This is a genomic window from Paenibacillus terricola, assembly GCF_014779765.1.
Taxonomy (GTDB): domain Bacteria; phylum Bacillota; class Bacilli; order Paenibacillales; family Paenibacillaceae; genus Paenibacillus_T; species Paenibacillus_T terricola.
In genome coordinates this window covers 20,730-46,751 of the sequence record NZ_JACXZA010000007.1, presented here as the reverse complement: position 1 = coordinate 46,751, position 26,022 = coordinate 20,730, and the positions used below count along the sequence as shown (strand labels likewise).

Annotated in this window: 24 protein-coding genes and 1 riboswitch; of the genes, 9 read left to right on the top strand and 15 right to left on the bottom strand. The window is 52.8% G+C overall.

All coding sequences use genetic code 11. From position 1 onward, the window contains the following. Nucleotides 1-256: 256 nt before the first annotated feature. Nucleotides 257-577: a hypothetical protein gene (locus H8B09_RS24065; RefSeq protein WP_191206146.1), complete on the top strand. Its 321-nt coding sequence runs from the start codon at nucleotides 257-259 to the stop codon at nucleotides 575-577. A gap of 85 nt (nucleotides 578-662) precedes the next feature. On the opposite strand, the gene H8B09_RS24060 is transcribed toward H8B09_RS24065, so the two are convergent. The 6 genes from H8B09_RS24060 to H8B09_RS24035 form a co-directional block, all read right to left on the bottom strand. Continuing rightward, the gene (locus H8B09_RS24060) at nucleotides 663-1,472 is read right to left on the bottom strand and encodes an ABC transporter permease (RefSeq protein ID WP_191206145.1); all 810 of its coding nucleotides are present in this window, start codon (nucleotides 1,470-1,472) and stop codon (nucleotides 663-665) included. An 8-nt stretch (nucleotides 1,473-1,480) separates the two neighbouring features. Further along, complete coding sequence (locus H8B09_RS24055) at nucleotides 1,481-2,299, bottom strand: ABC transporter permease (RefSeq protein WP_191206144.1); 819 nt, start codon at nucleotides 2,297-2,299, stop codon at nucleotides 1,481-1,483. After that, nucleotides 2,296-3,354, bottom strand: coding sequence for an ABC transporter ATP-binding protein (locus tag H8B09_RS24050; RefSeq protein WP_191206143.1), 1,059 nt, complete (start codon nucleotides 3,352-3,354; stop codon nucleotides 2,296-2,298). Before H8B09_RS24050 ends, H8B09_RS24055 begins: the two co-directional genes overlap by 4 nt. Nucleotides 3,355-3,611: 257 nt before the next feature. Next, nucleotides 3,612-4,115 carry a C40 family peptidase gene (locus tag H8B09_RS24045; protein WP_191206142.1) on the bottom strand — a complete coding sequence of 168 codons (504 nt, stop codon included), beginning with the start codon at nucleotides 4,113-4,115 and terminating at the stop codon, nucleotides 3,612-3,614. 4 nt (nucleotides 4,116-4,119) lie between these two features. After that, nucleotides 4,120-4,280: riboswitch (cyclic di-AMP (ydaO/yuaA leader) on the bottom strand. Nucleotides 4,281-4,512: 232 nt separating this feature from the next. After that, a complete protein-coding gene (locus H8B09_RS24040) occupies nucleotides 4,513-5,331 on the bottom strand; it encodes a hypothetical protein (RefSeq protein ID WP_191206141.1) in 819 nt (272 codons plus the stop codon). Nucleotides 5,332-5,346: 15 nt separating this feature from the next. Beyond that, a complete protein-coding gene (locus H8B09_RS24035; RefSeq protein ID WP_191206140.1) occupies nucleotides 5,347-7,410 on the bottom strand; it encodes a M1 family metallopeptidase in 2,064 nt (687 codons plus the stop codon). A gap of 202 nt (nucleotides 7,411-7,612) precedes the next feature. Here H8B09_RS24035 and H8B09_RS24030 point away from each other — a divergent pair, with 202 nt between their 5' ends. Further along, nucleotides 7,613-8,131: a YwhD family protein gene (locus H8B09_RS24030; protein ID WP_191206139.1), complete on the top strand. Its 519-nt coding sequence runs from the start codon at nucleotides 7,613-7,615 to the stop codon at nucleotides 8,129-8,131. 265 nt (nucleotides 8,132-8,396) lie between these two features. Here the strand turns inward: H8B09_RS24030 and H8B09_RS24025 are convergent, their stop codons facing one another. The 3 genes from H8B09_RS24025 to H8B09_RS24015 all read right to left on the bottom strand — a co-directional run bounded on the left by H8B09_RS24025 (nucleotide 8,397) and on the right by H8B09_RS24015 (nucleotide 11,441). After that, nucleotides 8,397-8,879: a C40 family peptidase gene (locus tag H8B09_RS24025; protein WP_191206138.1), complete on the bottom strand. Its 483-nt coding sequence runs from the start codon at nucleotides 8,877-8,879 to the stop codon at nucleotides 8,397-8,399. A gap of 337 nt (nucleotides 8,880-9,216) precedes the next feature. Continuing rightward, nucleotides 9,217-10,707 (bottom strand): alpha-N-arabinofuranosidase, encoded by a 1,491-nt coding sequence (locus H8B09_RS24020; protein ID WP_191206137.1) that lies wholly within the window; start codon nucleotides 10,705-10,707, stop codon nucleotides 9,217-9,219. 203 nt (nucleotides 10,708-10,910) lie between these two features. After that, nucleotides 10,911-11,441 (bottom strand): hypothetical protein, encoded by a 531-nt coding sequence (locus H8B09_RS24015; protein WP_191206136.1) that lies wholly within the window; start codon nucleotides 11,439-11,441, stop codon nucleotides 10,911-10,913. A gap of 492 nt (nucleotides 11,442-11,933) precedes the next feature. Between H8B09_RS24015 and H8B09_RS24010 the strand changes: the two genes are divergently transcribed. Continuing rightward, nucleotides 11,934-13,157, top strand: coding sequence for an acyltransferase (locus H8B09_RS24010; RefSeq protein ID WP_191206135.1), 1,224 nt, complete (start codon nucleotides 11,934-11,936; stop codon nucleotides 13,155-13,157). Here the strand turns inward: H8B09_RS24010 and H8B09_RS24005 are convergent. The 5 genes from H8B09_RS24005 to H8B09_RS23985 all read right to left on the bottom strand — a co-directional run bounded on the left by H8B09_RS24005 (nucleotide 13,148) and on the right by H8B09_RS23985 (nucleotide 19,471). Beyond that, on the bottom strand, nucleotides 13,148-14,302 hold the full coding sequence (locus H8B09_RS24005) for a glycerate kinase (protein ID WP_191206134.1): 1,155 nt from the start codon (nucleotides 14,300-14,302) through the stop codon (nucleotides 13,148-13,150). The genes H8B09_RS24010 and H8B09_RS24005 overlap by 10 nt on opposite strands. 24 nt (nucleotides 14,303-14,326) lie before the next feature. After that, on the bottom strand, nucleotides 14,327-14,959 hold the full coding sequence (locus H8B09_RS24000) for a cupin domain-containing protein (protein ID WP_191206133.1): 633 nt from the start codon (nucleotides 14,957-14,959) through the stop codon (nucleotides 14,327-14,329). Between the two features lie 317 nt (nucleotides 14,960-15,276). After that, nucleotides 15,277-16,620, bottom strand: a complete 1,344-nt coding sequence (locus tag H8B09_RS23995; RefSeq protein WP_191206132.1) for an arsenic transporter — start codon at nucleotides 16,618-16,620, stop codon at nucleotides 15,277-15,279. A 367-nt stretch (nucleotides 16,621-16,987) separates the two neighbouring features. Further along, nucleotides 16,988-18,292, bottom strand: a complete 1,305-nt coding sequence (locus H8B09_RS23990; protein WP_191206131.1) for a hypothetical protein — start codon at nucleotides 18,290-18,292, stop codon at nucleotides 16,988-16,990. 108 nt (nucleotides 18,293-18,400) lie between these two features. Next, nucleotides 18,401-19,471: a branched-chain amino acid aminotransferase gene (locus H8B09_RS23985; RefSeq protein ID WP_191206130.1), complete on the bottom strand. Its 1,071-nt coding sequence runs from the start codon at nucleotides 19,469-19,471 to the stop codon at nucleotides 18,401-18,403. A gap of 168 nt (nucleotides 19,472-19,639) precedes the next feature. Between H8B09_RS23985 and H8B09_RS23980 the strand changes: the two genes are divergently transcribed. Together H8B09_RS23980 and H8B09_RS23975 are read left to right on the top strand one after the other, a co-directional pair. After that, nucleotides 19,640-20,539: a LysR family transcriptional regulator gene (locus tag H8B09_RS23980; protein WP_191206129.1), complete on the top strand. Its 900-nt coding sequence runs from the start codon at nucleotides 19,640-19,642 to the stop codon at nucleotides 20,537-20,539. Nucleotides 20,540-20,563: 24 nt separating this feature from the next. Further along, entirely contained in the window at nucleotides 20,564-21,319 is a 756-nt protein-coding gene (locus tag H8B09_RS23975) for a hypothetical protein (protein ID WP_191206128.1), read from the top strand. Between the two features lie 409 nt (nucleotides 21,320-21,728). Here the strand turns inward: H8B09_RS23975 and H8B09_RS23970 are convergent, their stop codons facing one another. Continuing rightward, nucleotides 21,729-23,885, bottom strand: a complete 2,157-nt coding sequence (locus H8B09_RS23970; protein WP_224753952.1) for a transglycosylase domain-containing protein — start codon at nucleotides 23,883-23,885, stop codon at nucleotides 21,729-21,731. Nucleotides 23,886-24,224: 339 nt separating this feature from the next. Here H8B09_RS23970 and H8B09_RS23965 point away from each other — a divergent pair, with 339 nt between their 5' ends. Genes H8B09_RS23965 through H8B09_RS23950 form a run of 4 tightly spaced genes read left to right on the top strand, consistent with a single transcriptional unit; the run spans nucleotide 24,225 to nucleotide 25,969 of the window. Next, nucleotides 24,225-24,641, top strand: coding sequence for a hypothetical protein (locus H8B09_RS23965; protein WP_191206127.1), 417 nt, complete (start codon nucleotides 24,225-24,227; stop codon nucleotides 24,639-24,641). 20 nt (nucleotides 24,642-24,661) lie between these two features. Continuing rightward, the gene (locus H8B09_RS23960) at nucleotides 24,662-25,069 is read left to right on the top strand and encodes a hypothetical protein (RefSeq protein WP_191206126.1); all 408 of its coding nucleotides are present in this window, start codon (nucleotides 24,662-24,664) and stop codon (nucleotides 25,067-25,069) included. A gap of 41 nt (nucleotides 25,070-25,110) precedes the next feature. Further along, entirely contained in the window at nucleotides 25,111-25,518 is a 408-nt protein-coding gene (locus tag H8B09_RS23955; protein ID WP_191206125.1) for a hypothetical protein, read from the top strand. A gap of 43 nt (nucleotides 25,519-25,561) precedes the next feature. Then, nucleotides 25,562-25,969 carry a hypothetical protein gene (locus H8B09_RS23950; protein WP_191206124.1) on the top strand — a complete coding sequence of 136 codons (408 nt, stop codon included), beginning with the start codon at nucleotides 25,562-25,564 and terminating at the stop codon, nucleotides 25,967-25,969. Nucleotides 25,970-26,022 lie beyond the last annotated feature (53 nt).

The following is a 26,022-nucleotide window of genomic DNA, read 5'->3' as shown; positions in this document are numbered from 1 at the left end:
GAGGTTCATTTCATGCGATGGAATGAGGTGAGAAGAGAGGAATGTCATTTTGTGACAAGAATCATCGCAAACAACAGGGCACCATAATAGAATAAAGCTGGAAATGGAAAATGAGAAAAGGATTTGTAAGACAACCGTTATATGAAATTAATCTCATGAAACACTTCTCGGCGGTTCAGGTGATATAATTAAAATAATTGAACTTTCTGAGAACTCCATCAATACAAATTCCGACCCTAGGCAGGAGGTAATGTTGATGCGTGAACAAAACGGGCAGTCAAACGCAAGGTTGACCAAGGTTCCGATTCAAATTCCGAACGATGCGCGCTTCATTGATCCCGTCGTCGACTACATCCGCAATATGATTAGACCGGATCAGTTAGTGAAGTCGGATACGCATTGGGACTATTATTTGGGCGAGGTTGTCGAGTTTACGAAAGACGGCGTCGAGATGGCCTATGAGTGGAATGAGTCATGGGGCCATGAATTGACGACCAAGGCTGCGACGGAGCAAGCAGCGAAGGCTGTACGAGAAACGGCGGCCATTATTTCGGCTCATATCAAGAAGGTGAATTAGGCTAGACATGATTCCAATCGATTTTAACGTACATTGAGAAGGTCCCACTCTGATGAGCGGGACCTTTGTGTTTGGTTCAACAAGCTCAGTTGCCGGCACTCTCATACTTGCGCAGTCCGATCCGGAACAACATGTAAGCGACTGCACCGCAATAAATCGCGGCGACCGGCGGCGCCAGCCAGATCCAAGGACTGGTGCTTTTGTCGAACAAGTAATAAGCCGGGAAGAAGCTGACGAATGCGAACGGTACGAGGACCGCGACGAGAAGTTGAATGCCCATCGAGAAAATCGTAATCGGATACTTCGCGAATTCGCCTAGATTATGAATCATAATCGGGAAGGCGTTGCCTGCGTTCTTGATCCAGAACGCGCTTGTATTCGCCGCCAGATTGATCGAGACGCGGATCGCAACGGCTGTGAGGATGAGCAGGATAGCGATAAGGATTTTGCCGAAGGACCAGTGCAGATCGACTTTGGTCAGCGCTTGTCCAATCATGATAAAGCCGATAACGATGTTGCCGAGACCGTTCATGCCGATGCCGTTGGTCAGCACCTGCAGAATAGGCGATACCGGCCGAAGCAGCATGACGTCCAGCTCCCCGCGGTTGACGAGACCGCCAAGCCGCCAGGTTCCTTCGAAGAACAAGGAGCCGAATCCCTCCGTTAGATAGATCATCGCGTACATGAACACCACTTCCCAGAACGTCCACCCGTTAATGTCCGGAATCCGATTGTAGACGACCCACAGGAACACGATGCCAAGCAGCTGCGTCAGAACGGCGGAGACGATCATAATGAAGAAGTCGGTCTGATACTCGAGAATAGCTTTCAGCTGCGTGCCGAACAGTCTGCGATATAGGAACAAGGTACGCCTTGTTGAGCGTAAAATAGACATGCTTTTGATCATCCTCCATGTATCGTTATCTGCCGTACAGCCCACGACCACATCAGCTTGCCGCACAGCCATAGGACGCATGCCCACACGCATTGGAGGGCGAGCAGACCAAGTGCGCCCCATACGTTCACCTCTTCGAGATAGATGGAAGCAGGCGTATGTACGATGCCTTGGAAGGGCAGCACAAGCGAGAGCTTCTCCAGCCAGCCTGGGAAGAAGGAGAGCGGCACTAACGCGCCGGAGAATAAGCTCGTTACCGCCATGCGCGCCCATACGATGCCAAGCGATCCGGTCGACCAGAAGCAGAGCAGTCCGGCGATGTAGACGATGCCGAATTTGACCAGCAGCGAAGCGAGTATGCTAAGGATGAACAGCAGACTATGGATGAAGTCCGGTTTGAGAATGCCTGATGCAGAGAGGACGACGATGAATGTGATGATAACGGTAAGGCCGCCCTCGATGACAGTTGAGCCAAGCGTTTCGGCAAGTCGCGCCTTTTGAAAGTCGAGCGGTTTGAGCAGATCGGCGGAGACGCTGCCGTCGAGAATTTTGCCGGATATGCGTGTTTCCGAATAATAGGACAGCAGTGAGTTGCTGATGAACGAGATGATCAGATAGGTCTTCATCTGCGTCCACGACATGCCCGCAAGCTCGTCGCGTCCGGCGTAAATCGCGTTCCATAACGCGTACATGGCGATAAGCAGAACGAAGCTGGATGCAAAATTGACGACGTAGGACAGTCGGTAAGCCAATGTGTTCTGCATCGAACGTGTTGCAATGCCTGTATAGGCACGCCATGAACGAGGAAGCCGAAGCCATGCGTTCATCGGCGATTCGCCTCCGTTCCTGCAGCTGTTTGTTTGCCTGCATGCTGCTCGTCGAGCGAGATGCGGCCCTCGTACACTTGCTTGATGACATGCTCGATGCCTGGCTCGTCGATTCGGAAGTCGACAACCTCTCCGCAGCGCATGACGGCAGATGCGACATCACTCGCAGTAATGTGGAAACGGTCGAATCGCAGCGATACATGCTGCCGCTCTAGCCTGTCGGCGGTCACCTTCGGCATACGGTCGAGCGCTTCGCGAAGCGCAGGCAGGTCGGCGCTCTCCAGCTGGAAGTGAATGACCCGTTCGCGGGCGAAACGGTCCTTCACTGCAGCAAGCGTGCCGTCATAGATGAGACTGCCTTGGTCGATAATGACGAGGCGGTTGCATAGATCCTCAATGTCGCCGAGGTCGTGCGTTGTCAGCATGACGGTCGTCCCGTGTTCTTTGTTGGAGGCGCGGATAAATTCGCGAATGCGCTGCTTCACAGCAATGTCGAGACCGATGGTCGGCTCGTCAAGATAGACGGTTCGCGGATTGTGCAGCAGAGCCGCGGCCAGGTCAGCGCGCATTCGCTGGCCGAGCGACAGCTTGCGTGCCGTCAGGTGGAGGAAATCCTCCATGCCGAGCAGCTCGATGAACTGATCGAGATTGCGTTTGTACAGCGCCTCTGGAATCTCATAAATATCTTTCAACAGCGAGAACGTTTCCGAGATCGGGATATCCCACCACAGCTGCGTCCGCTGTCCGAATACAGCGCCGATCGTGCGCGCATTCTCCATCCGATTGCGATAGGGATCAATGCCGCCAACGCTGATCGTGCCGGAGCTTGGGATAAGAATGCCGGTCAGCATTTTGATCGTTGTCGACTTGCCGGCACCATTCGGACCAACATACGCAACGGTCTCGCCTTCCTCAATGTTAAGATTGATGCCCGCCACAGCCGTTTTATCGACATACTTCTGCGAGAAGAGATGCTTGACCGCTCCCGCTAAGCCAGGCTCTTTCACCGCTTGCCGGAACTGCTTCGTCAGCTGACGAATTTCAATGAAGCTCATCGGATGACTCCCCTTCTTGTCTCTATAAGATCGCTAATCTTCACCAATGGAATAATAGGAGTTCCATATTATATGAAATAGTAAATGAATTTCGGAGAAAAGAATAGTAGAAATAAACAACGTCTTTATTCGTTCATGCGGCGGGGTAGTGTTAAAGAACATAAATGCATGCCGCATAAAATAAACAAAACCCGCTCGATCCCGAGCGGGTTTTGTTGTGGGCATGGCGAACCATGCATATCATGCAGCTGTGCTTCTTAGTCTACGTCTGGACCGCCATCGGCTTGGTCGGACGGATCGTCGGCATACTTCTCATAAGATGAAGCGTTCATGACACGGCGAGCCGAGAGATAACGCTTTACATAATAGGAGTCGCTTAAGCTGCTGATTGTAACGCCTTTGGAGGAGGAAGCGTGAGCGAATTTGCCATCGCCAACATAAATGCCGACATGGGAAACGCCATTGCCGCTCGTATTGAAGAATACGAGATCTCCTGCACGCAGGTCGTCCTTGGCAACTTTCTGGCCAAGCTTGCTTTGATCATAGGACGAATGAGGCAAAGAAATACCGAACTGCTTAAATACATACATCGTGAAGCCGGAGCAGTCGAAGCCTTTGGACGTCGTACCAGCTGTCTTGTACGGCGTGCCGTAAACGCTATCAACTACCGTGTCGAGCTTCGAGTCCGCGAAAGCGCTTCCTGCTTGGAAAGCGAGAAGAAGTGCGAGACCCAGGAAAATTGCCGCTATCTTGTTGCGCACCTGTAAGTGCTCCTTCCATTGCCTACGAGGTTAGCTGTGGGGTTCGGTTGAAGGTCCCCTATGATTCCCTCAGGCCGGCTTGTCCAACGGACATGCGCGGTCGGGCTCAATTCACCCAGTGTGGTTCCCCCGTTTTCGTACACGGAAATTCGGCAGTGTTTGATTGTACAGGGGAATATAATTCGTACTTTTTGAAGAAATTCCTTCCTGCGTGTCGAATTTCTAATAATTCTCATGAATTGAGTAGGATTTAGCTTGGTTTATGAGAGAATCTCTCATTTTAGGGCCGGAAAACACGAAAAAAGACCGCGCTTTCACAGCGTCGGTCCTACATCATCATCCTATCGGAATAACTCGAATTCTGTAGAAAAAGGAATGGTCTTAGAGAATTGTCAGCTTATGTCTGCGAACGGGACTGGAGACAATCGTATTGGGCGGCAATCGTCCATACCTTGAGCATCGTCTTCACGAATCGGTAGCCCTGATGGATGACGATGGCCAGGAAGCCTGCCCAGAGCATCGAAGCAGAGGAGACGAGCAGCCCTGCTGCGCCAGCTCCGCACCATAGAAGCAGTGATAATCCGAAGTAGGGAATGAAATGCCGGAGCGCTCGCCATAGGCCGTTGAATGCCCCGCTGCCAGATGCGGAGCTGAGCTGCATCGCGAGGAAGAGCAGATGAAGCAGAATCCCCCATGCCAGCCAACCGCAAGCGAATGGCAGGAGCTCCATTATAATGCCCTTAATGGATGAGCCGGCGAGGATCGTCGACAGCGCTCGCGGCAGCAGCCAGTAACCCGGAGCAAGCGCGAGCAGCGATTCGATCCAATAAAGCATCGTAATCGGCAGCCAGGTGCGGCGTACGCCTTGCAGGAAGCGGGTTCCCTGCTCGGTTGATGCATGATGCAGAGAGTGGAACAAGCCTGCATTAAGTATCGGCGTCAGCAGCATGCGAAGCAGAATTAATCCGGCGAATGTCCATAGATAAGGCTGGATAAGGTCGGTCTTCATAAGGCGGAACTCAGCCTCATACAAGTACAGCCGAGCGGCGGAGGCGGGCATCCCGCTGCCGGGATAACGGCGCAGCAGCGGGATAATAATGCCGTCGACCAGCCGGTATAGGAAGAAGCCCCAGAGCAGCTGATAGACGAACAACACGATAATTACGTATAGATGACGGACCGTCAGCGACCAGCCGGCTTTCAAATGCTGCTTCATACGAATCGTTCCTCTCTACCAGCCGAGTGCGCTAATGAGGCTGTCGAGCAGCTTAGCGGCACCGAGGCTCCAGCGGGCTTCTGTTTGCTCCGGCAGCTCGGCTTTCAAATAGTTGTTGAAGTGTCGATTGTCGAGCACATTCGTATTCTGGGGATCGACAGCGGCCCAATCGAGCGGTGTTGCATGGACGAACTTGAACTGCATGGTGCTTTCTGTACCGTTCCAGCTGCGTGTAATCGTTGTGCCATCCGTGAATCGGAACTTGACCGGTATAGGGCCGTAGCTGCCCCCCAGACGACGCACTTGAACAACCGATTCGTATTGGACCGTATCATCCGGCTGACGGACGGTATGCACATCGATGCTCTCCACCTCGAAGTCAGCCATCTGATTGCCATATACATATTGGCGGAAGTAATCGCTCCACTTCGACTTGGTTACCTGCTCTACCACGCGTTCGAAATCAGCGGTGGACGGGTGGTTGAACTTATACTTCTGGAAGTAGGTGCGCATAATCTTCTGCATCGTCTTGTCGCCGACGAGCTTCTCGATGCCGACGAGTACAAGCTTGGCGCGCATGTACACATTTTCCGCATAGTGATCATGGCTCTGGTAGCTCCAAGACAGTTGCTTAAGCGGTGCAGGATCGGTCATATAGCTCGATTCAAGCGCCAGATTCGGCACGACGCCATACTCGGTTTCCATCACTTTGTCCTCGGCGTAGGAGGTGAAACCTTCATCAAGCCAAGCCTCCTCGAACTCGTTCGAAGCGACCATGCCGTACCAGTACTGATGTCCGATCTCATGGACGACGGTGCGCTCGAGCGAGTAGCCCGGATTATCATCTTCCGCGGCAAAAGCTGTGACAAGCGTCGGGTATTCCATACCTCCCGCGCCATTGCCGCCTTTAGGCGGTACGATGATCGAGAGCGTCGAATATGGATACTGCCCATACCATTGCGCGTATTTGACGAGCGCTGACTTGGCAGCGTGCAGGTAACGGTCTTTCAAGTTGGCATGCAGCGGGTCCAGATACAGCTTGATTCGAACGCCGGGTATGCCTGGGGCAGAGAGCGAGTCCTCTTCGTATACAAAATCCGGCGACGCCGCCCATGCGAAATCATGCACGTCATCGGCATAGAACTGATAGCTTTTATAGCTGCCGCTTGTCTGAATCGGCTTCGTCTGGAAACCGGTTGCGGCGACGATGTAGCGCTCAGGTACATGAATGTTGACGCTGTAGATCCCGAAATCGCTGTAGAACTCGGAGTTGCCATGGTATTGATGGGCATTCCAGCCTTCCGCAGCACGGCCGCGAGTGCCTGCCGTCTCATAAACGGCTAACTTCGGAAACCATTGGCCCGCCATAACGAAATTGTTCGAGTATCCCATTCGTGCGAATACTTCCGGGAGCTGCACCTCGAAGCTGATCTTTAACGTAATGCTCTTGTTGGGCTGGACTGGCGTTTGCAGCCGCAGCTTGGCCAGTGTCTGATCGTCTGGATTGCCATCGTCAGGCTGTACGTAATGGAGACGAGGGAGAAGGCTATCGCCCTGTTCGGTTATGAGCGATGTAATCGACATCGAGCCGAAGCTGTTGGCTGTCGCGTTATCCTCCCGCAGCTTGCCGCCTGATTCGCGCATGAAGGACGTCTTGGTCGATTGGAACGCATTCGGGTACAGATGCCAATACATCTCGGACACCGGCTTGCGCCCAGGGTTCGTCCATGAAACGATCATATCTCCGTTAAGCTTCCGGCCGGACTCGTCCAGCTTCACGTCGATATGGTACTCCGTTACGCGCTTGCTAAGCGTCTGTTCATCTGGCTGCATCACGGTGTTCGGCTCAGTCGTCTTGCTCCCCGCCGATGGCGATGGCGTCGGTGCGGAGGGAGCGGACACGCCGGCTTCAATGGGGTTCGTGCTGACAAGCGAGCCTGCTACACCCGAGGCTGCTGGCTCATAAGCGTACGTATACTCGGATGTCCAAGCATCACCAAACCATGGGGCTGACGTAAATACAAGCACAGCGGCGAGGAGTAGTAGCACCGCAGTTCCTTTGAAATGCCGTGGAGTCATTGAACGATTCCCTCCCGTTGACAAGCAATCTAAGGCATGTATATGTTTGCTTTTCGAGGATTATTAGCTAAAATGGAATTATTGTGCGGCAAAGCGGACAAACCCGCGCACGGCGCGGCCTTGCGGGCATTGAATGCGGCTGCCGAATGGGAGGGGCGCTCTCTTGCGAGGGCGCACGAAGAGTGGAAAGGTGTGAATCAAGATGGAACAGCAAGGACAAGGCGGGCAAGAGGCGAAGCCGAAGAAGTCATTGTCGCTGAACGTTGTCAGCAGCAAGGAGCATCGCGGCTTCGGCGCGGGCTCGATCGATTTGAGCCAAGTGTCTCCTGTCATTATTGATGGTGATACAGCAATTATCGATGTGGGTGCTATGCATGCGAAGAGCAAGATCGAGAAGGGCATCAAGTTCAGCGCGAACAAGGAAGATGTACCGAACGGTCGCAAATGCTGGATCGTATGGATCGCAGTAGACCGTAATGAGGAAGGCTCCCTCTATGGCGGGGCAACCGCTTGCGAGATGTTGATCGATACGGAAGCGCGTCGCGGCTGGAAGCTGCTTGCGGATCACGTCAACCGGCTCGATTATGCGATCAAGCGCCGTTTCATGCTTGACGGCTTGGATGCAGAAGAGAAGGCAGCGCTCAAGAAGCTGCTTGTTGAGCATAATCAAGAGTGGTGGGACCGTTCATCGGACACACTGAAACAAGCGCTTGAGGCGTAAGACAGCGGATTTGAATAGAAGAAGGCCAAGGCGACTGCTGTAGAGCAGCCATCCTTGGCCTTTTCTGCATAGTTGGAACTAATTGATTCCGACGTACTCCGTAAATTGCCAACCGCATATTCAGCCGCAATTCAGTTAGCTCTGTTAGGATAGCTGTAGACAACAAAAGACGCCCAGGCAGCGGGGGAGCGCTTGTCCGGACGTCTTGGGAATGAATGAAGCAAGCGTGCATGGTGCAAGATAAAACATTAAAGATTAAGAAAGACTAAGCTACGCGACGAGCTTGGTTGTAGTACTTGCTCCACCAGCCGGACGTGATCGACGAGACTTTAACGCCGCCCGCACCGTACGTGTGGATGATCTTGCCGTTGCCGATGTAGATGCCAACGTGGTGAGTCGGGGAGTAGAAGAAGACCAGATCGCCGACTTGCAGGTTGCTCTTGGATACATATTTGCCAACCTTTATTTGCTGCTTCGTGTCACGCGGCAGCGAAACGCCGATCTTCGAGAATACGCGCTTCGTGAATGACGAGCAGTCGAATACAGCTGTCGTCGACGTGGAAGCACCGAATTTATATGGTGTGCCCAGATATTTTTTCGCTGTCGATACAATTGTAGATTGCTGGGATGCTGTTGCTGCGTGCGCCTTTTCAGTCGGAAGGATGCCCCCAATCGATGCTGTTGAAACCGTCAGTGCCAGGAAAGCTGCAGCCAATGTTTTGCCCATTACCGATTTTTTGAAGTTCATGTTTATATCTCCTCCGCTTTATGTTTCGTCTAGTTGCTGTAGGGCTACTATAGCACGTCCGCAATTACCTAAATTGTGACAAAAAGGAATCAAACCGTTGGTATTGCTGCTTTGGCAACGCATTCTTAAAAATGAATGAGAGAACGTTCATTTAGGACGGATCTGGAAGTTTACTAGCAGAAAAGGGCGCAAAGCCGCGCCAAATCAGGCATTGCGGCGGATTGTGCAAACATATGAAAAGGGTGTCCCAAGCTGCGTGAACGCGGCTTGGGACACCCTTTTGTATATCAATTCGAACGAATCGGGATGATTCGATAGTCCTGTTAGGGACGAATCATTAAGCTTTCAGTGCGAGCGACGTAACCGAACGTGCAGGCAGGTCGAGGCGGAGCACACCGTCTTCGATCGTGAATGCCGTGAACGGCACTGGCTTCACAACGTCCGGATTGTCGAACGTGTTGCAGTCGCGCAGCTCGGCGCTCGTCAATACGCGGCCTTCGATCGAGGAGAACGTTTGACCGCGCAGCTCGATGCTGATGCTCACCGCGTCGGCGTGGTGAACGTTACAGATGCCGAGGTTAATCGTGCCGTCCGCTGCTTTGGAAGCCGTCATGCTCACTTGGTTGATCGAACGGCCATCCATTTCATACTCAGGGCTGTCGTAGTTCAGTTGAACCTGCTGCGCGTCTTGGTGCACCTTGTACATCTCGAATACATGGTACGTTGGCGTGAGCAGCATACGAGGACCGTCCGTCAGCGCTACCGCTTGCAGTACGTTAATCGTCTGCGCGATGTTCGCCATGTGGAGACGATCGTTATGGTTGTGGAAAATGTTAAAGTGCAGACCCGCGACAAGCGCGTCGCGCATCGTGCTTTGCTGATACAGGAAGCCTGGGTTCGTGCCCGGCTCTACGCCGAACCAAGTGCCCCATTCGTCAAGGATGATGCCGACGCGTTTCTTCGGATCGAATTTGTCCATCACTTTGGAGTGACGCGTGATGAGCTCGTCCATGAAGTACGCTTTGAACATCGTCTCGAACCAGATGCCCTCGTCGAACTGCAGCGCAGGTTTCTTCTCATCTTCCCACAGCCCAGGGTACGTATAATAGTGAAGGCTCAGGCCGTCCATGTGATTGCCGGCGCGCTCCATGAGCACTTCCGTCCAGCGGTAGTCGTCCACGTTGGCGCCGCATGCGATGCGGTAGATTTTGTTGTCGCCATAGTTGCGGACATACGTCTGGAATTGGCGGTACAAGTCGGCATAGTATTCAGGACGCATGTTGCCGCCGCAGCCCCAGCTTTCGTTGCCTACGCCGAAATATTTGAGCTTCCAAGGCTTCTCGCGACCGTTCTCGCGGCGCCAGTTCGCCATTGGCGATTCGCCTTCGAACGTTATGTATTCAACCCATTCGGACATCTCTTGAACGGTGCCGCTGCCCACGTTGCCGTTGATGTAAGGCTCGCAGCCGAGCAGTTCAACAAGGTGCATATATTCATGCGTACCGAAACTATTGTCTTCCACGACGCAGCCCCAGTGCGTATTGACCATGCGTTTGCGCGATTCAACAGGACCTACGCCGTCTTTCCAGTGGTACTCGTCGGCGAAGCAGCCGCCTGGCCAACGCAGAACAGGAATGTTCAGATTGCGAAGCGCTTCCAATACGTCGTTGCGGATACCGCCTGTATTCTGAATTTCGGGATTGTCGCCAACCCACAAGCCTTCATATATGCAGCGGCCGAGATGCTCGGCGAAATGGCCGTAGATATTACGGTTAATTGTACCGGTCGTCAGATCAGCGTTCAGTACAGCAGTAGGCTTCGTTGCCATCAATAATCGCTCCTTAACATGTTTGAATTCGATAGATTCTTTGGTTACATCAGAGTTGAATTAATAAATGCATTAATCGATTGATGTATTTGTTTATCCAATGACTACCCTCATCATAAAGAGCGGGGTAAGGCTTGTCAATATGTATAAGCAGAAGACGCCCGATTGGTCCGCTCTGGGACAATCGGGCGTCTTATTGTGTACTAATGGACGGCGAGCCATACGCACAGAGCGGCGATGACCGTATGCACAATGCAGAGCAATGGATGCTGGCGAACACGAAGCCACAACCTTGTAGTGGCACGGCACATCGCGATGGCAGTTACGATGGTAGCAGCGGCAAGCAGATCGCTGCCCCACTTCAGCAGGAGACCGTTCGCGCCTAACAGGCCGCTCGTCGTGCCGCTGCTGATCGTATGATTATCGTGACTAAACAATGGAGCGGTGCCGTCCGAACCAGTCTGCGTGCCGAGCAGCAGGGCAAGCATAGGCAAGGCGAGAAGGTGGATTGCATGTGCAATCAGTACGAGTATGGCGCTGCCAATCGGGGTGAGGCGGCGCGACACGAAGATGCGGCGCAGTGGTGAGAGGATTGCTCCGCTGGCGTTATGTAAGCCGTTGATATGCAAAGCTGCTTCAGAAGCAGCGGGTGCTCCGGGTGTGGGCTCATGATCATGATCGGCGCGGCAGGTTTCAGCCATGGATTGCTGCAGGGCGGTTGAGCGGTCGGACATCGGCTCCAGCCTCCTCACACTTCAAGCAAGATGGAACAGTATATGCCCACTAGCTGGTCCGATATGTAAGTAATGTGCGTTAGAAATAACAGTTTGCATAAAAGGGAATGAGTCGCGGCCTGCAGAATATACACGGGTGTTACATACATATATTGTGAGTTCAAAAAGTTGGGTTTTCAGCACCGAGAAGATTGCGAGAACCTGAAAAGCGTATGCTTACGAAGCTGTTATTTGCTCGCAGGTTGTTACGCTTGAAGTATCGCAAATAACTTCAGGAGGAACGGAGTGTAGGCAACACCTACATGAGTACAAGGTTTCCAGAGGAAACCTACTTCGGAAGCGTAACCTCCGGACTTCGAAGGTGAACGCAAGCTTCGAAGTCGATCAGGCTTCCTGACTTACATCGTGATCAAAAGACGACTTTTTGAACAACCGCATATAGGAAACATCTTACACTAAAGAGTCAGACCAACAAGGAGAGAATGGATACCCATGGCTGCTAGAGCAAGAGGAAGATTGCCAGAACTGGACAGTCTTCGCGGAATTGCGATTTTAGGTGTTCTTATGGTGCATGCAACCTCGGTTGCAGTAGGGGCGCTGCCGAACTCCACGGCCCGAACGGTGTATATCGCGCTTAACACGCTATCGCTGTTTTGTGTGCCGGCTTTTATTTTTTTATCTGGTTTTGTACTATTCTATCAGTATTACGATAAGTCGCTGACGCCGCGTGCATTAGGCGACTTCTATTTGAAGAGGTTCAAGCAGCTAGCAATTCCTTATGTATTCATTTCGCTCGGGTACGAGCTTTATATGAATGACCTGAATCATAGGGCATGGGAGCCGACAGCGCTTCTACAGCAGTTTGGCAAGCATTTGTTATACGGCAAGGCCTATACCCATCTATACTATGTCATTATTACGCTGCAGTTGTATGTGCTGTTTCCGCTGCTGCTGTTATTATTCCGTAAGCTGCGTGTTTCGGCTTGGCTCGCTCTGCCGATCGGCTGCGTCATCCAATGGTCGTTCTATTTAATGAATCGGGAGTACTGGCATCTTGCTTCAAAGGGCAGTTGGTCGTTCACTTACTTCTTCATCTTCATGCTAGGAGCCTATCTTGGGATGAAAAGCACCACTTATGTGCACGGATTCGGCAGCAAACGGGAAGGCGAATCAGATAAGCGAGATGGAACTTCGGCTTGGAGGAAGGCTGCAGCAGCGGTAGTAGGGCTAATGTGGGCGGCATCAACAATCGGATTCCTCTGGTTGTATATCGATCTCCGAACGGGCAAAGATCCAGTGCCTGAAGGATACTGGTTCGAAATCGGCTATCAGCTTTATACGCTATTGACGACGATGGTCCTGTTAAGCGTATGTATCGCCTTGAATCGTTATCGTGTCTCACGAGTCATCGCTAAGGGGTTTCAGCAGTTAGGCGCGCTTTCATTCGGGATCTATCTGATTCATCCGTTTGTCTTATTGTTGTACCGCCGCAACGTTCCGAGTCCAGACTTGCCGCTAGCTTATCATCTATGGATAGCTGGCGGTTATACCGCTGCGCTTAGCGTATCCATTGTTGTACTGCTCATCATGTATCGGTACGTCCGCTGGTCGTGGATATTGCTAGGTCCGACGCCAGCGGGCTATGGGCCTTCCCTGTCGAGAGCCTCTTATACACCGCAGGCTTCGACCTCGGCAGAGAAAGAGGTTCAGCGATGATGGCTTATCGTGATGCGTAGAAGGCGGAACAGCTCGCGCGTCGTGCGGCGCATGCCTTGCAGCGCCGTATCCGGCAGCATCGCTTGCTCGAGCGGCATCGGCCCTGGCCCGATCGACAGCGCTGCCGTAATGCCGTGGGAAGCGAGGTTGTCTGCTTCCGGCGCGACGCTGCCTGCGAGGGCGATGACGGGGATGCCGCGCGCGGCCGCTGCGGCCGCTACGGCGAGCGGCGCTTTGCCGCGCGCGGTCTGACCGTCGAGCCGGCCCTCGCCGGTGACGACGAAGTCGCAGCCCTCAAGCAGCCGATCGAAGCCGGCTGCTTCCAGCACGAGCGCCGCGCCGGGGCGCATCGCTGCGCCGAGCAGACCGGCGAAGGCAGCGCCAAGCCCGCCGGCTGCGCCAGCGCCGGGGATGCGCTGCACATCGCAGCCGAGCTGCTCGCGGGCGACGTCCGCGAAGCGGCGCAGCCCTGTGTCGAGCGCATCGACCGCGGCCGGGGAGGCGCCTTTCTGCGGCGCGAACACGTGCGCGGCCCCTTCGGGCCCGTGCAGCGGGTTATCGACGTCGCAGGCGACCTCGATGCATACGCTGTCGTCCGCTAAGCGCGGGTGCAGTCCGCTGCGGTCGATCGTCGCGAGCGACGCGAGTGCGCCGCCACGTGCGATGTCCGCGCCATCGGCGTCCCGCAGCGTGCAGCCGAGCGCTTGCAGCATGCCCGCGCCGGCGTCGTTCGTCGCGCTTCCGCCGAGCCCGACGATCAGCCTGCGGCAGCCTCGCTCCAGCGCATCAGCGATCAATTCGCCGACGCCGAACGTCGTCGTCATGAGCGGATCGCGCTTAGCCGGCGGCACGAGCGTCAGGCCGCAGGCGGCGGCTACCTCGATGACGGCAGTTGCGCCGCCGTCGAGCAGGCCATAGCCTGCTTGTACGGGCTCGCCGAGCGGACCAGTGACCGCCCGCACGATTCGCTCCCCGCCTGCGGCTTGGATGAGCGCATCGACGGTTCCCTCGCCGCCATCGGCGAGCGGGATCGTAATAACCTCTGCATCCTCGAATATATCCTTCACACCCGCAGCAGCAGCCGTTGCGGCTTCAATAGAAGAGATGCTTCCTTTGAACGAATCGATTGCAATGACGACCTTCATGCGGCTGCTCCTTCACAATAAGTTTTATAGGGAATCTGGTTTGATAATGGTTGATCCTATTTTACCGCAAATACCCGTGTTGCCGCTTCGTGTATTTACACTTGGAGGAGGTCCTAAGAATACCGTTTCGTTCACTGCCTTAATCGGTGCAAGTGCGGTGCCCATCTGGGAAGGATCGATATTGTAGGACAGACGGAATACTTCAAGCGGCGTTGTCCGCAGAAAGTCCGACACCTCGGCGTTCTCCACCTGACTGCTGTTGAAGAATAGATGCAGCCTGGTCTGCTCAGTGACCGGTGTAATCCAGTGCAGCCAGCCCATCGGGATGAAGACGACCTGTCCGGGCCCTGCCAGATTGTTAATGAGCTGCGATGTGTCAGGATTTAAAATCGAGACGACGACTTGGCCTTCAATGACAACATCCAGCTCCCAGGCGTTTGGGTGCCAGTGCGGTTCACGGATATGGCCTTTCGTCATGAGCAGCTCTGCGACTGATCCGCCGACCATGGCGGGAATTTGCGTTGCAGATACTTCATATGCAATATTCGACTCATTGACCTTGAACAGCACATTGTCCTTCATGTTATACGCTAAGTTCGGGTTGCCCGAGCTTTTCTTCAGATTCAAATTATCAGGCACAAAGCCTGCTCCTGACATCTCATCACTTCCTATTAGCCAAAGTTGTATGCTGCAGCCTATGACTAATCAGGGACAGTGGTGTTACCATCCTACAGCCAATCGAGTTGACTGTGTGTCCACAGCCAGTTCGCTCGGTAAGCTGCTTTCCTCGCTCGCCAATGGGAATTGTTCACGGAGAGTATATCAGCAATATGTACCTGGCAAAGAGCGAGCGTTAGCGCATATGCGCCAACGCCCGTACAAATGTCAGCTCTTTAACATACATTATTTTGTGCTTTGCTATACCCTTCTCAAACGGCTGTCCACCAGATAGCCGATTTTTTTGTCTCTCTTGGTTAGAAAACAAGATAAACCCAGTAGGTGAGAATGATGAGCGTAAGAATGACCGTCAGCGGGATCACCAGAATGGTTACTTTCAAATAATCGCTCCAGGAGATCTTCACCTTGCCTCTCCGAAGAATATGCATCCACATTAATGTCGCAAGCGTGCCGATCGGCAGCAGCAGCGAACCGATGTCGCTTCCGATAACGCTGGCTAGATAAGAAATTTTGAGCGTGATCGGGTCCAGCCCCATGTTCGTCAGCGTCAATGTGCCAACCATAAGCGCGGGGTGGTTATTGAACAAGTTAGACAGCAGGGAAACGACAACACCCATACCGATGCTGGCGTGGAGTAAGCCGCCATGGGCGAAAGGGCTCAAGTATTTGATCAGCAAATCCGTCAGGCCGATGTTATGAAGTCCATAGATAATAACATACATACTGAAAGCAAAGATCAGAATATGCCATGGAATCTTCCTAATGATGTCCGTCGGTGCAATGCGAAGCTTCCACCAGCGCCAACCGAGGAGGACTAGTGAGCCGATGACGGCTACCAGCGGCACTGGAAAACCGACGTAAGAGGCGACGAACAAGCCGATACGAACGGATAGAACGAACATAATGATGTTGCGCATGAATGTTCCTTGGGCCGGCGCGTTGTCTTTCGAATATTTCAGCGGATGTTCACCGGGCCACGGGGAGAATGGACGATGTCTGCCAGCCATTTTGATTTTTTTGGGGAGCGTAGGATAGAACACGAGAAACAGCAAAGAGGACATGATCAACAGACCGATTGTTGCAGGAACGAACATCATGGCAGCACTCATATACAGCGACATGTGGACGATTTTGAGCGCGATCAGGTTGACGATGTTGCTTACGCCGATTGGTGCGCTGGACGCTGTCGCAATCAGGGCGCCGGAGATCAGATACGGCAGCTTCTGATGATTTTTCAAACCTAAGTTGTGCAGGATCATAAGCAGGATCGGTGTAGTAATAAGGATACTGCCATCATTATTAACGAACAGGGTCATGAGGAAGCAGAGCAGATTCGTATACCAGAACAGCTTAATACCGGATCCGCCTGACTGCGCGGTCAGCTTCTCGGCTACCCAGTGGAAGAATCCGAAGCTCTCTAATACGATGGCCATGACAATGGTCGCCATGATGGTGACGGCCGCCCCGCCGATCGTCTCTGTAATCGTCCACAGATCGGATAGGGAGACAGTGCCTGCGAGTAATACGATGAGTGCACCGACCGAAGCCGGGATGGCTTCGTTGACTGTTGAACGCCAGAATATGAACGAGACGGTGAAAATAAACGATAGGATGGTAACCCATACCGCTAGTTCATGCATGTTGCATTACCTCTTCTCAAAAATAAAGTGTTCGCGGTTGTCCTCCTTGGTTATAGCTCGTCCGCAGCGTTGTAGTCTCTTTGGCGGATGCGAGCCCTTCCGATTGTGCCAGTCGCTCTGGGATCCCTCCTTCTCGCCCTGGCTAGTAAGCTATCAAATATTTAGCTGTGATGTATATATACGTAACGGGTAGATGCTATGTACTACGCAATAACCCTATTCTATCAACTTCCAACTTCTATCAATCCAAGACAAATGCCGATGATGAATGTCTATCCTATCAAGTAAGAAGCCCAGCGCCCAGTATAACAAAAACGCCCCATCCGCCATCGGGAGAGGGCGAACGGGACGGTCTTGGCTGTACCATTTATGCAAATGACAAATACACAACGTCTTTATCCTTGAAGCGGGAACGCCACTGTTCAATTGCGTCGGGCAGCTTGTTGTAAGACGATCGTTCCGTCGTATAGTAATTGACCTTATCGCCATCGATGACAGCGGCGTAGAACCTGCCATTCTGATCGTACATGATGACGGCTTCCATGATAGTGAACAATCCACGTACGCCGCCGGTCACAACCGTTGTATCCGTGAGCTTGTCAGATTGGGAGTCGAAGAGCTGAAAGGACTGAGTAAACAGGTCATAGTCGTCTCCGACCACGGCCCGAAACTGATCATCTACCTCCTTGGACGGTAGAACCCCCAACTGCTGGAGATCGAGCTCCTGCGTTTCGCTATGCCTAACGAATTCACCGCCGAAGCTTACGCCCGCCCCGGCATAATTCGTTGGATCGCCCTCCGAATTAATAACGAGTCGATCGCCTTGAAGGGTGAACGTAAGCGATAAGCCATCGCCCGTGAATACGGCTGATTTGCCGTCCTTCGAACGAACCGCTTTATCCATGATGCCGCCCGTGTGGCCACCATCAAAGCTGTCCAGATTGAATGAGATCGATTGAGGGGTAACCTCTTGGATTTCTAAGCCTTGATTGACGAACTGCGTGCTGTCCTTTAACTCCCACTCGCCGAGCCAATCGGCATCCGATACCACAGTGTTGGTTGCGCTGGAGGTAGACGAGCCAACTGGGGTAACCTCGAATGGAATCGTATTCGTCCCGTCTGCGTTCGACCAATCCCCGGAGAAAGAGAGAAGGGCAGGAGAGTGGCTCGCCGTGTTGTAAATGAGCGCCCCCACGAAATGGCCAGTAAGCTCCCCGTTCTGATCGAATTCGTCCATACTGACGCTGATTTTATCGCGGGTGCTTGCCGCCTGGTCCACTGTTCCTTGCAGCTTCAAATCCTGCTTGTATTTGGTGTACATATAAGTCCCGCCCACATTCGATCCGTCAAGCGTAAGCTTCATCTCGATCGGATATTTGCCGGCAATCGAACCTGTGAGGGAGTAGGTAGAAGGCTGTTCGCCTGGTATCTGCGAGCCATCTTCATTTGCTGTATGATCCGATGAAGGCTCCGAGCCGCTCTCCTGCGAATCTGTGTGCTCAGCCTGAGCCGTTGTATCCGTATCCATCATTGCAGGCTTGCTATCCGAGGAGCTTGCTGTTTCGCTGCTGGAGCATCCAACGATCAATAACGCAGAGCAAGTGAGGACGGCGATAAGCCCGTATACTTTGTTCATGGAGCCGCACCAGCCCTTTGGTTTTATTTCGAACACAAAAGACCTCTCGCTTCGTCGTCATTGGGGATGACTTATGCGAGAGGCGCTTTTGTTATTTTATCATAAGGGATGGAATCGTTGGCAGTTTTTTAGGCGATGCTGCTCTTAAACTTCCAGAACCCAACCGAATGGATCCGGCAACACGGCGCTTTGAATGCCTGTAATCGTATCGTATACGCGGCTTGACAGATCGCCGGTCTTGTTGTTGTTGATGACCAACTTCTCATTATTATAGTGAAGGGCGCCAACTGGCGAGATAACAGCAGCCGTACCGGTACCAAACGCTTCTTCAAGCGTACCATTGCGGTGAGCTTCAACGAGCTCGTCGATCGAGATCTGACGCTCTTCCACTGGAACGTCCCACGACCGAAGCAGCTGAAGGACTGATTTGCGAGTAATGCCGTCGAGAATGCTGCCGTTGAGGGCAGGCGTAATGACCGTGCCGTTCACTTTGAAGAATACGTTCATGCTGCCGACTTCTTCGATATATTTGCGATGTACGCCGTCGAGCCACAGCACTTGGGAGTAGCCTTGCTCGGATGCGCCTTCTTGCGCTTTCAAGCTTGCTGCATAATTGCCGCCCGTCTTCGCGTTGCCGACGCCGCCTTTGACTGCGCGAACATACTCGGATTCAACGTGAATCGGTACAGGGTTCAGGCCTTCTGCATAGTACGCGCCAACTGGGCAGAGCAGAATCATGAACATATATTTCGTCGAAGGAGCAACGCCAAGCTGCGGTTCCGTTGCGATAACGAATGGGCGAATGTAGAGCGATGTGCCCGGCTCGGAAGGTACCCACTCATGATCGACTTTAATAAGCGTGCGAAGCGCTTCCATAGCTACTTCTGGATCAACAGCTGGAATGCTCAGACGGTCGTTGGACTTGTTGAGGCGCTCCCAGTTCTGGTCTGGACGGAACAGGACGATGCGATTGTCCTTCGTGCGGTAAGCTTTCAGACCTTCGAAGATCGTCTGACCGTAGTGGAATACTTTCGCAGCCGGATCAAGCGAAATATTCTGATAGGGAACGACGCGTGCATCGTGCCAGCCTTGGCCTGCATCATAGTCCATAATGAACATGTGATCGGAGTAGTACTTACCGAAGACGAGTTTCTTCTCGTCCGGGCGTGGCTTAGGGTTCGTTGTCAGTGTGACTGAAATGGTCGGTTTCGACATGAGTATACAGCTCCTTAGTTTGGATATTTCGGACGTTCTCTCATCACTGTAGTGCATCGATAAAGGATTTCATAATTGAATCGTAACACTGTCTTGTATATATTGAAAATATCAATTTTATTGAAACGCCATACTTTTTAGGTATGGGACGAAAAGAGGGTGAAGCGAATGGATATCCGTCAGCTTCGATACTTCCTTGCCATTGCCGAAGCGGGACAAATTACGCGTGCCGCCAAGGCGCTCAATATGGAGCAGCCGCCGCTCAGCCGGCAGTTGAAGCAGATGGAGCGGGAGCTTGGCGTGACGTTATTCGACCGCAGCGGCAAACAATTGACGCTAACGCATGCAGGAGATCTGCTGCGCGAGCGGGCAGAAGGTCTTATCCGCCAACTGCATGAATCGCTGCAGGAGGTGAAGGAGGTCGAGGAAGGCGTATCCGGCTTTCTCGCCATAGGCGCCGTCGTCTCTTGCGTCTCGCTATTGCCCCGGGCGATTGAACGCTACCGGGAGAAGTATCCCCAAGTAACGTTCAAAATAAGCGAAGGCGACCATTATCAACTTGGCGATGCGCTCGCGAAGCGCAGCATTGAGCTTGTTGTCGCCCGCCTGCCTTTTGAATTCGCGGAAGAATCGCCTTATGAGTATGATGTGCTGCGACTTCCATCTGATCCGTTCGTAGCGGTCATTCCAAGCAAACTGCAGCCGGATCAGAAGCAGACGTCCATCACGCTGGCAGCGCTGGCTGACTATCCGTTCCTGACGCTTAAGACGGACCAGACGATCGGCATGCATAAGCAGGTGATGAGCGAGTTTCGACAGAGCGGATTAACGCCGAACATTATTTGCGAATGCTCCAGCGTCGCTATTATTTTGTCATTGGTGGCGGCGGGAATCGGCGCAACGGTACTTCCGAAGTCGGTTGTAGCCATGTCGCCGATCGACTCGCTTCGAATGCTTCGGATTGAGGATGCGGAGTTTCAGTCGGAGGTTGGCATCGTGTGGCTGAAGGATCGGTATTTGTCGAAGAGTGCGAGGCACTTTATAGATCAGTATATGGACGGGTATTAATAGTAGTGAGGAGGACGGGCAGGTATGGAATATCGGTATGAAGCGGAGCCGCGAAGCTATGAGGACTACGCAAGCGGACGTGTGCTGCTCAATGCGCATGGGACGACGGCTTTCCCTGTACGGTTGGCGAGCGAGATCTATCAGCATGGCAAAGCGTATTTGGCGAGTAAAGGACGCACTAACGATCTCACGCTCTATGATCCATGCTGCGGTGGGGCGCACTTGCTGACCAGCATCGGTATTCAACATGGCAGGGACTTGAACCGAATTATTGGCACAGATATCGATCATCGTGTGCTTGAAGTCGCACGACGTAATCTGTCGATGGTGAATGCGGACGGTATGCAGCATCGGCTGGGGCAGCTGCGAGAGATGGCGTTGGCTTATGGCAAAGCATCGCATGAGGAAGCGGTCGCGAGCGCGGAGCGGCTGCTGATGCTGATCGAGCAGCGAGGCCGAATGCTTGAAGTACAATGTGATGCACATGATGCCGTTGGTCAATCGTCATCGTCTGAAATGCTGGACAAGCTTAACGGTGAAGTGGACTTCGTCTTCACAGACGTTCCTTACGGCGAGATTGTCCAATGGTCAGATGCAGATGACGGTGACAATGTTGATCCGGTTGGTAAGATGCTTGGCAATCTTGTGCCTCGTCTTGCACCGATATCCGTAGTAGCAATCGTTGCAGACAAGAAACAGAAAGTCGAGCATCCAGCGTATCGGCGGTTGAAGAAGCTGAAGGTAGGCAAACGGCAGATTGTGTTTCTGGAGCTTGAATAAAAAAGTCTCCGCAGTACCCAAACTCTACTAAACAGAAATAAGCACGGATGAGCCAGGCTCATCCGTGCTTATTTCTATTTGAATTCAAACACATATTCATCTTATCGCGTTAATTACTCCAAAGTATCATCAATGGGCGGTGACAGGTGGAAATGTGCGAAATAAGTGTGCGGTCGACTGACCGTACCTAGATACAGCGAACAGGAGCTTTGCCGCAACCGGCAAGAGCGGGCGCACGAACCAAACCACCAAGAATGCGTCCTTGTGAGGAGTCCAGAGGTCACACGACCTTTGGGGCCCTCCCTTGCAGGGAGGGTTTGGGTGGGTAGAACTCCTGAGGGTTTGGGTGGGTAGAAAATTTTGATTTTATTAATTTAAAGAATTGAGGGGTCAAGTAGGGGCGATGCCCCTACTCTTTCCACCACCGCTTAAGATCGCTCCACCACGACTTACGCTGCTCCTCCTTGCGTGCATCCGTTCCGGAGCTTGCATCCTCTGCCTTGCCTGTGTTTCCATCGCAAGTTTCCGTTGGCTGCGTTCCGGCGACGAAAGTTTCCAGTCTTTTGTTATCCTCGCAGCCTTCGCCGGCCAGCTTGCCGGATTTCGGATCGATGTAGGCGCTGACGACCCCTTCGGGCATCGGGAACATCTTCGGCGGCACGGAGGCGAGAGCTCCCTCGGTGAACGCCGCGAAGATTGGCGCCGCACGGTGCGCTTCCGTCGTTGTCAGCCGCCGGCCTTTATCGTATCCAACCCAGACTGCCGTTGCCAACTCCGGTGTATAACCAACCAGCCATGCATCCGAGGCTGTCGTTCCGGTCTTGCCGGCTACCGGTCGATTCATCGATGCGGAGACACGGTGGCCTGTACCTCCTGTATCGAATACGCTCTCCATCAAGCTCGTCAGCACATAGGCATGCGCCGCATCAACGACTTGTTCCGACTCATGCGAAGCCTCGTATAGGATATGACCGCTGCTATCCTCGATGCGCAGCACTGCGATCGGTTTTACACGGACCCCTTCATTGGCGAACGTACCGAAAGCGGAAGCCATCTCGAACGGACTTACAGGAAATGTGCCAAGCGCAAGCGATGGAACAGGCTTCATAGGACTGTCGATACCGAGTTTTCTAGCCATGTTGATGACGTTGTCTGCTCCGACCTGCATGATGGAGCTGACGGCATAGATATTGTCTGAGCTGGCAATCGCCTGCCGCATGTCGATATAGTCGTTCACGTATTTATCGTTATAGTTGTGCGGTTCATAGGTGAGACGGCCCTCGTCATACGTGAATGTTGTCGGTGCGCTCATGAAGCGGCTCAGCGGTGTCATTCCAGCCTGCTGCAGGGCAGTCAGGTATAGGATCGGCTTGAAGGAAGACCCCGGCTGCCTTGTCGTAGCGAATACTCGGTTGTATTGATTGTTCGGATAGTCGCGTCCGCCAACCATAGCCTTCACGTAACCGTTGCGAGGGTCGATTGCGATAAGCGCAGCCTGCTGCTCGGTGTTCGCAGGTATGCCTTCGGTCACTGCTTTCTCTGCCGCGCGCTGCGCATTGGAGTCCAGCGTTGTGAAGATGCGAATGCCGCCTTCGTCGAGCAGCCGCTCATCGATGCCGAGCTGTCCAATGACGAAGGAGCGAACGTAGTCGCGGAAATAAGGTGCGAAGCTGTTGCCGCGCGATTCCGACAGCGGCTTGAAGGACAGCATTTCCCGATAGGCTTGATCCGCGTCAGTCTGCTTGATGACGCCGTCGTTCGCCATCACCTGCAGAATCGTGTGTTGGCGATCCTTTGCATTTTTCATACTCATATAGGGGGAGTAGTACTTCGGCCCCTTCGGAATGCCTGCGAGCATTGCGCTTTCCGCTAGATCAAGCTCTGAGGCATGCTTGCCGAAGTACTGCTCAGCCGCTGCTTCGATACCATACGCGCCATGCCCGTAGTAGATCTGGTTCAAGTACATATTGAGAATTTCATCTTTGGAGTAGTGCATCTCGAGCTGGATCGTGTACAGCGCTTCTTTTATTTTGCGTCCCCAGGTTCGTTCATGGGTTAGATACAAGTTGCGTGCGAGTTGCTGTGTCAGTGTGCTGGCGCCTTGCGTGGCAGACATGTTATGCACATTGACGAGCATGGCACGTCCCATGCCGATTGGGTCAAAGCCTTCATGCTCATAGAACCTGCGGTCCTCGATCGCAAGTGTTGCTTGTACGACATACGGCGAAATTCGATTGAGCGGTACGGACCGCCGATTTTGCGTCGTATGGAAGGTGTCGATAACATTGCCCTGCAGATCGAGCATCTGCGAAGTCTGGCTGATGGAGGCAACAGGCAGTGACTGCACGCGCAGGTAGATCAACAAGCCGGCGATCGCGAAGACGAACAGGGCGGCACAGACGCCTGTTAGCTTAATGAGCCGCATCCATCTCGCGCGTCCATGGAGTCTTGGCCACAGCCTTTCGGCGATAATGGGAACGAGGGGGCGCCTGCGTCGTCTGGCGGCAGCGGTTGTGCGGCCTGAGGCTGGGCGCCCCGTCAGACGGGTGAACCAACGCTTAATCATGAGCAACTTCCTCTCAGCTGGATGCGTATGCGGCAATCGCCGAACGCTTTCATTACCTTAGTATGGAAAAAGAGAGGGAGAGCTATTCCTGTCTAACGATGATATTGCGAAAGAGAACTCGAAACAGGAGCAGAATCATTTTCGCTCAAAAAATGGTGTTTACATCATCATTTAACAGTAGTATAGTAACTTACGTAGCAACGAAAACGCTTTCAATCTCGATAGGAGGGATGCATGCCCGAGACAGATTGCCAGCTTAGAATCGCCGGACGGCTATTTCATGAAGCGTGGACAGTCACAAGGAAGTTGTATTCCTGATTGGAGAGAGGATGTGCATTAATGACAATGAAGAAGCTTCGGTTCAAAGTAGGCCTCCTGCTGGTGATGCTTATGCTGGCATTCAGCGTGACAGCTAATGCCAATCCGACTTCACTCGTACAAATCGCTTCATATGGCAGTTCCTATAGCTATACGATGGAGTATGGCAATGGCCATACCTATTTACTGCCTAATGCAAGGACGTCGGGTACAAGCATTACGATTAATTCCTCAACAGCGGGCACGATTAAAGGGCATTATTATTGGTACTACAATGGCGTCAATCTTGATCTGGGCACATTCACGGCGACAAGCATGAATTACAATACAGGCAGCGCCTACTACACGACTGGAACATTGGTTCTGGTCCTGGAACGTGTGGAGTCGACAACGACGCAATATCCGTCCGTATCGTACACGATTACGTATAACAACTAATAGTTGAGGAGTTGTTGTGAATGAAGAAGTTAAGTGCGCGGATCGCGCTGCTCGTTTTCGTAATCGTTTTCGCTTTTAGCGTCACCGCATCCGCAAGTTCGACCTTTACTGTCGTATCGACGGGCAACACGTACTATAATACGATCGCTGCTGGCGAGGGACAGGTTTACTTTCTTCCGAATGCAAGCACAACCGGCACATCCGTGAAGATTATTTCGTCAGTAGCGGGTACGATTAAGGGTCACTTCGAATGGCAGCGACCTACCGGTTCCCCACTTCAATTAGGTTCATTCGTAGCGAATACGACGCTCTTCAATACAGGTGGGGGTTATCCTGCAAGCCCAGGTGCACTCGTGCTTGTGCTTGAGCGAGTAGCAGACACGACGGGGGCTTATCCGAACGTTTCGTATTCCGTTGTATTTAATTAAGAGGAACATATCCAATCCATTTAATTAGGAGGGACTTATTAATGAACAAACTAACTGCGCGCATCGCGCTGCTTGTTTTCGTAATCGTTTTCGCTTTTAGCGTGACTGCATTTGCAAGCTCTGGCGTCACGGTCGCTCAGAAGGGCGGTCTTTACTACAATACGCTTGCGGCGGGCGAGGGACAGGCCTACATTCTGCCGAATGCAAGCACGACGGGTACTTCGATAACGATTACGTCATCGGTAGCTGGTACGATTAAAGGGCATTACGAATGGCAGTTGCCAAGCGGAGGCTCACCGATCCAGCTTGGTTCGTTTACGGCTAATTCGACGGTTTACAACACTGGTTCGGGTTATTACAGCCCAGGTACGCTCATTCTCGTGCTGGAGCGGGTGCCGGGCACGACTGCGGCTTATCCGAACGTCACTTACACTGTCAAATACAACTAATACGAACAGCGCTGCTTATCATTAACGACTAGGGGGATTTATAATGAACAAATTGACTGCGCGCATCGCGCTGCTTGTATTCGTCATCGTATTTGCATTTAGTGTGACGGCATCGGCAAGCTCGACCGTTATTGGCGTTCAGAAGGGCGGTCTTTACTACAATACGATCTCGGCTGGCGATGGGCAGGCCTACATCCTGCCGAATGCAAGCACGACAGGCACTTCGATAACGATCACTTCGTCGGTAGCGAATACGATTAAAGGGCATTTCGAATGGCAGCTGCCAAACGGCGGCGCACCGATTCAATTAGGTTCGTTCATAGCGAATACGACCGTTTACAACACGGGCTCCGCTTACTACAGCCCAGGCACGCTCATCCTTGTGCTAGAGCGTGTGCCAGGCTCGACGACGCCTTATCCAACCGTTTCGTACTCGGTCAAATACAACTAATAGGAACAAGTGTAAGCCGCGAGCTCGCTCGCGGTTTTTTTGCATTTTATGAG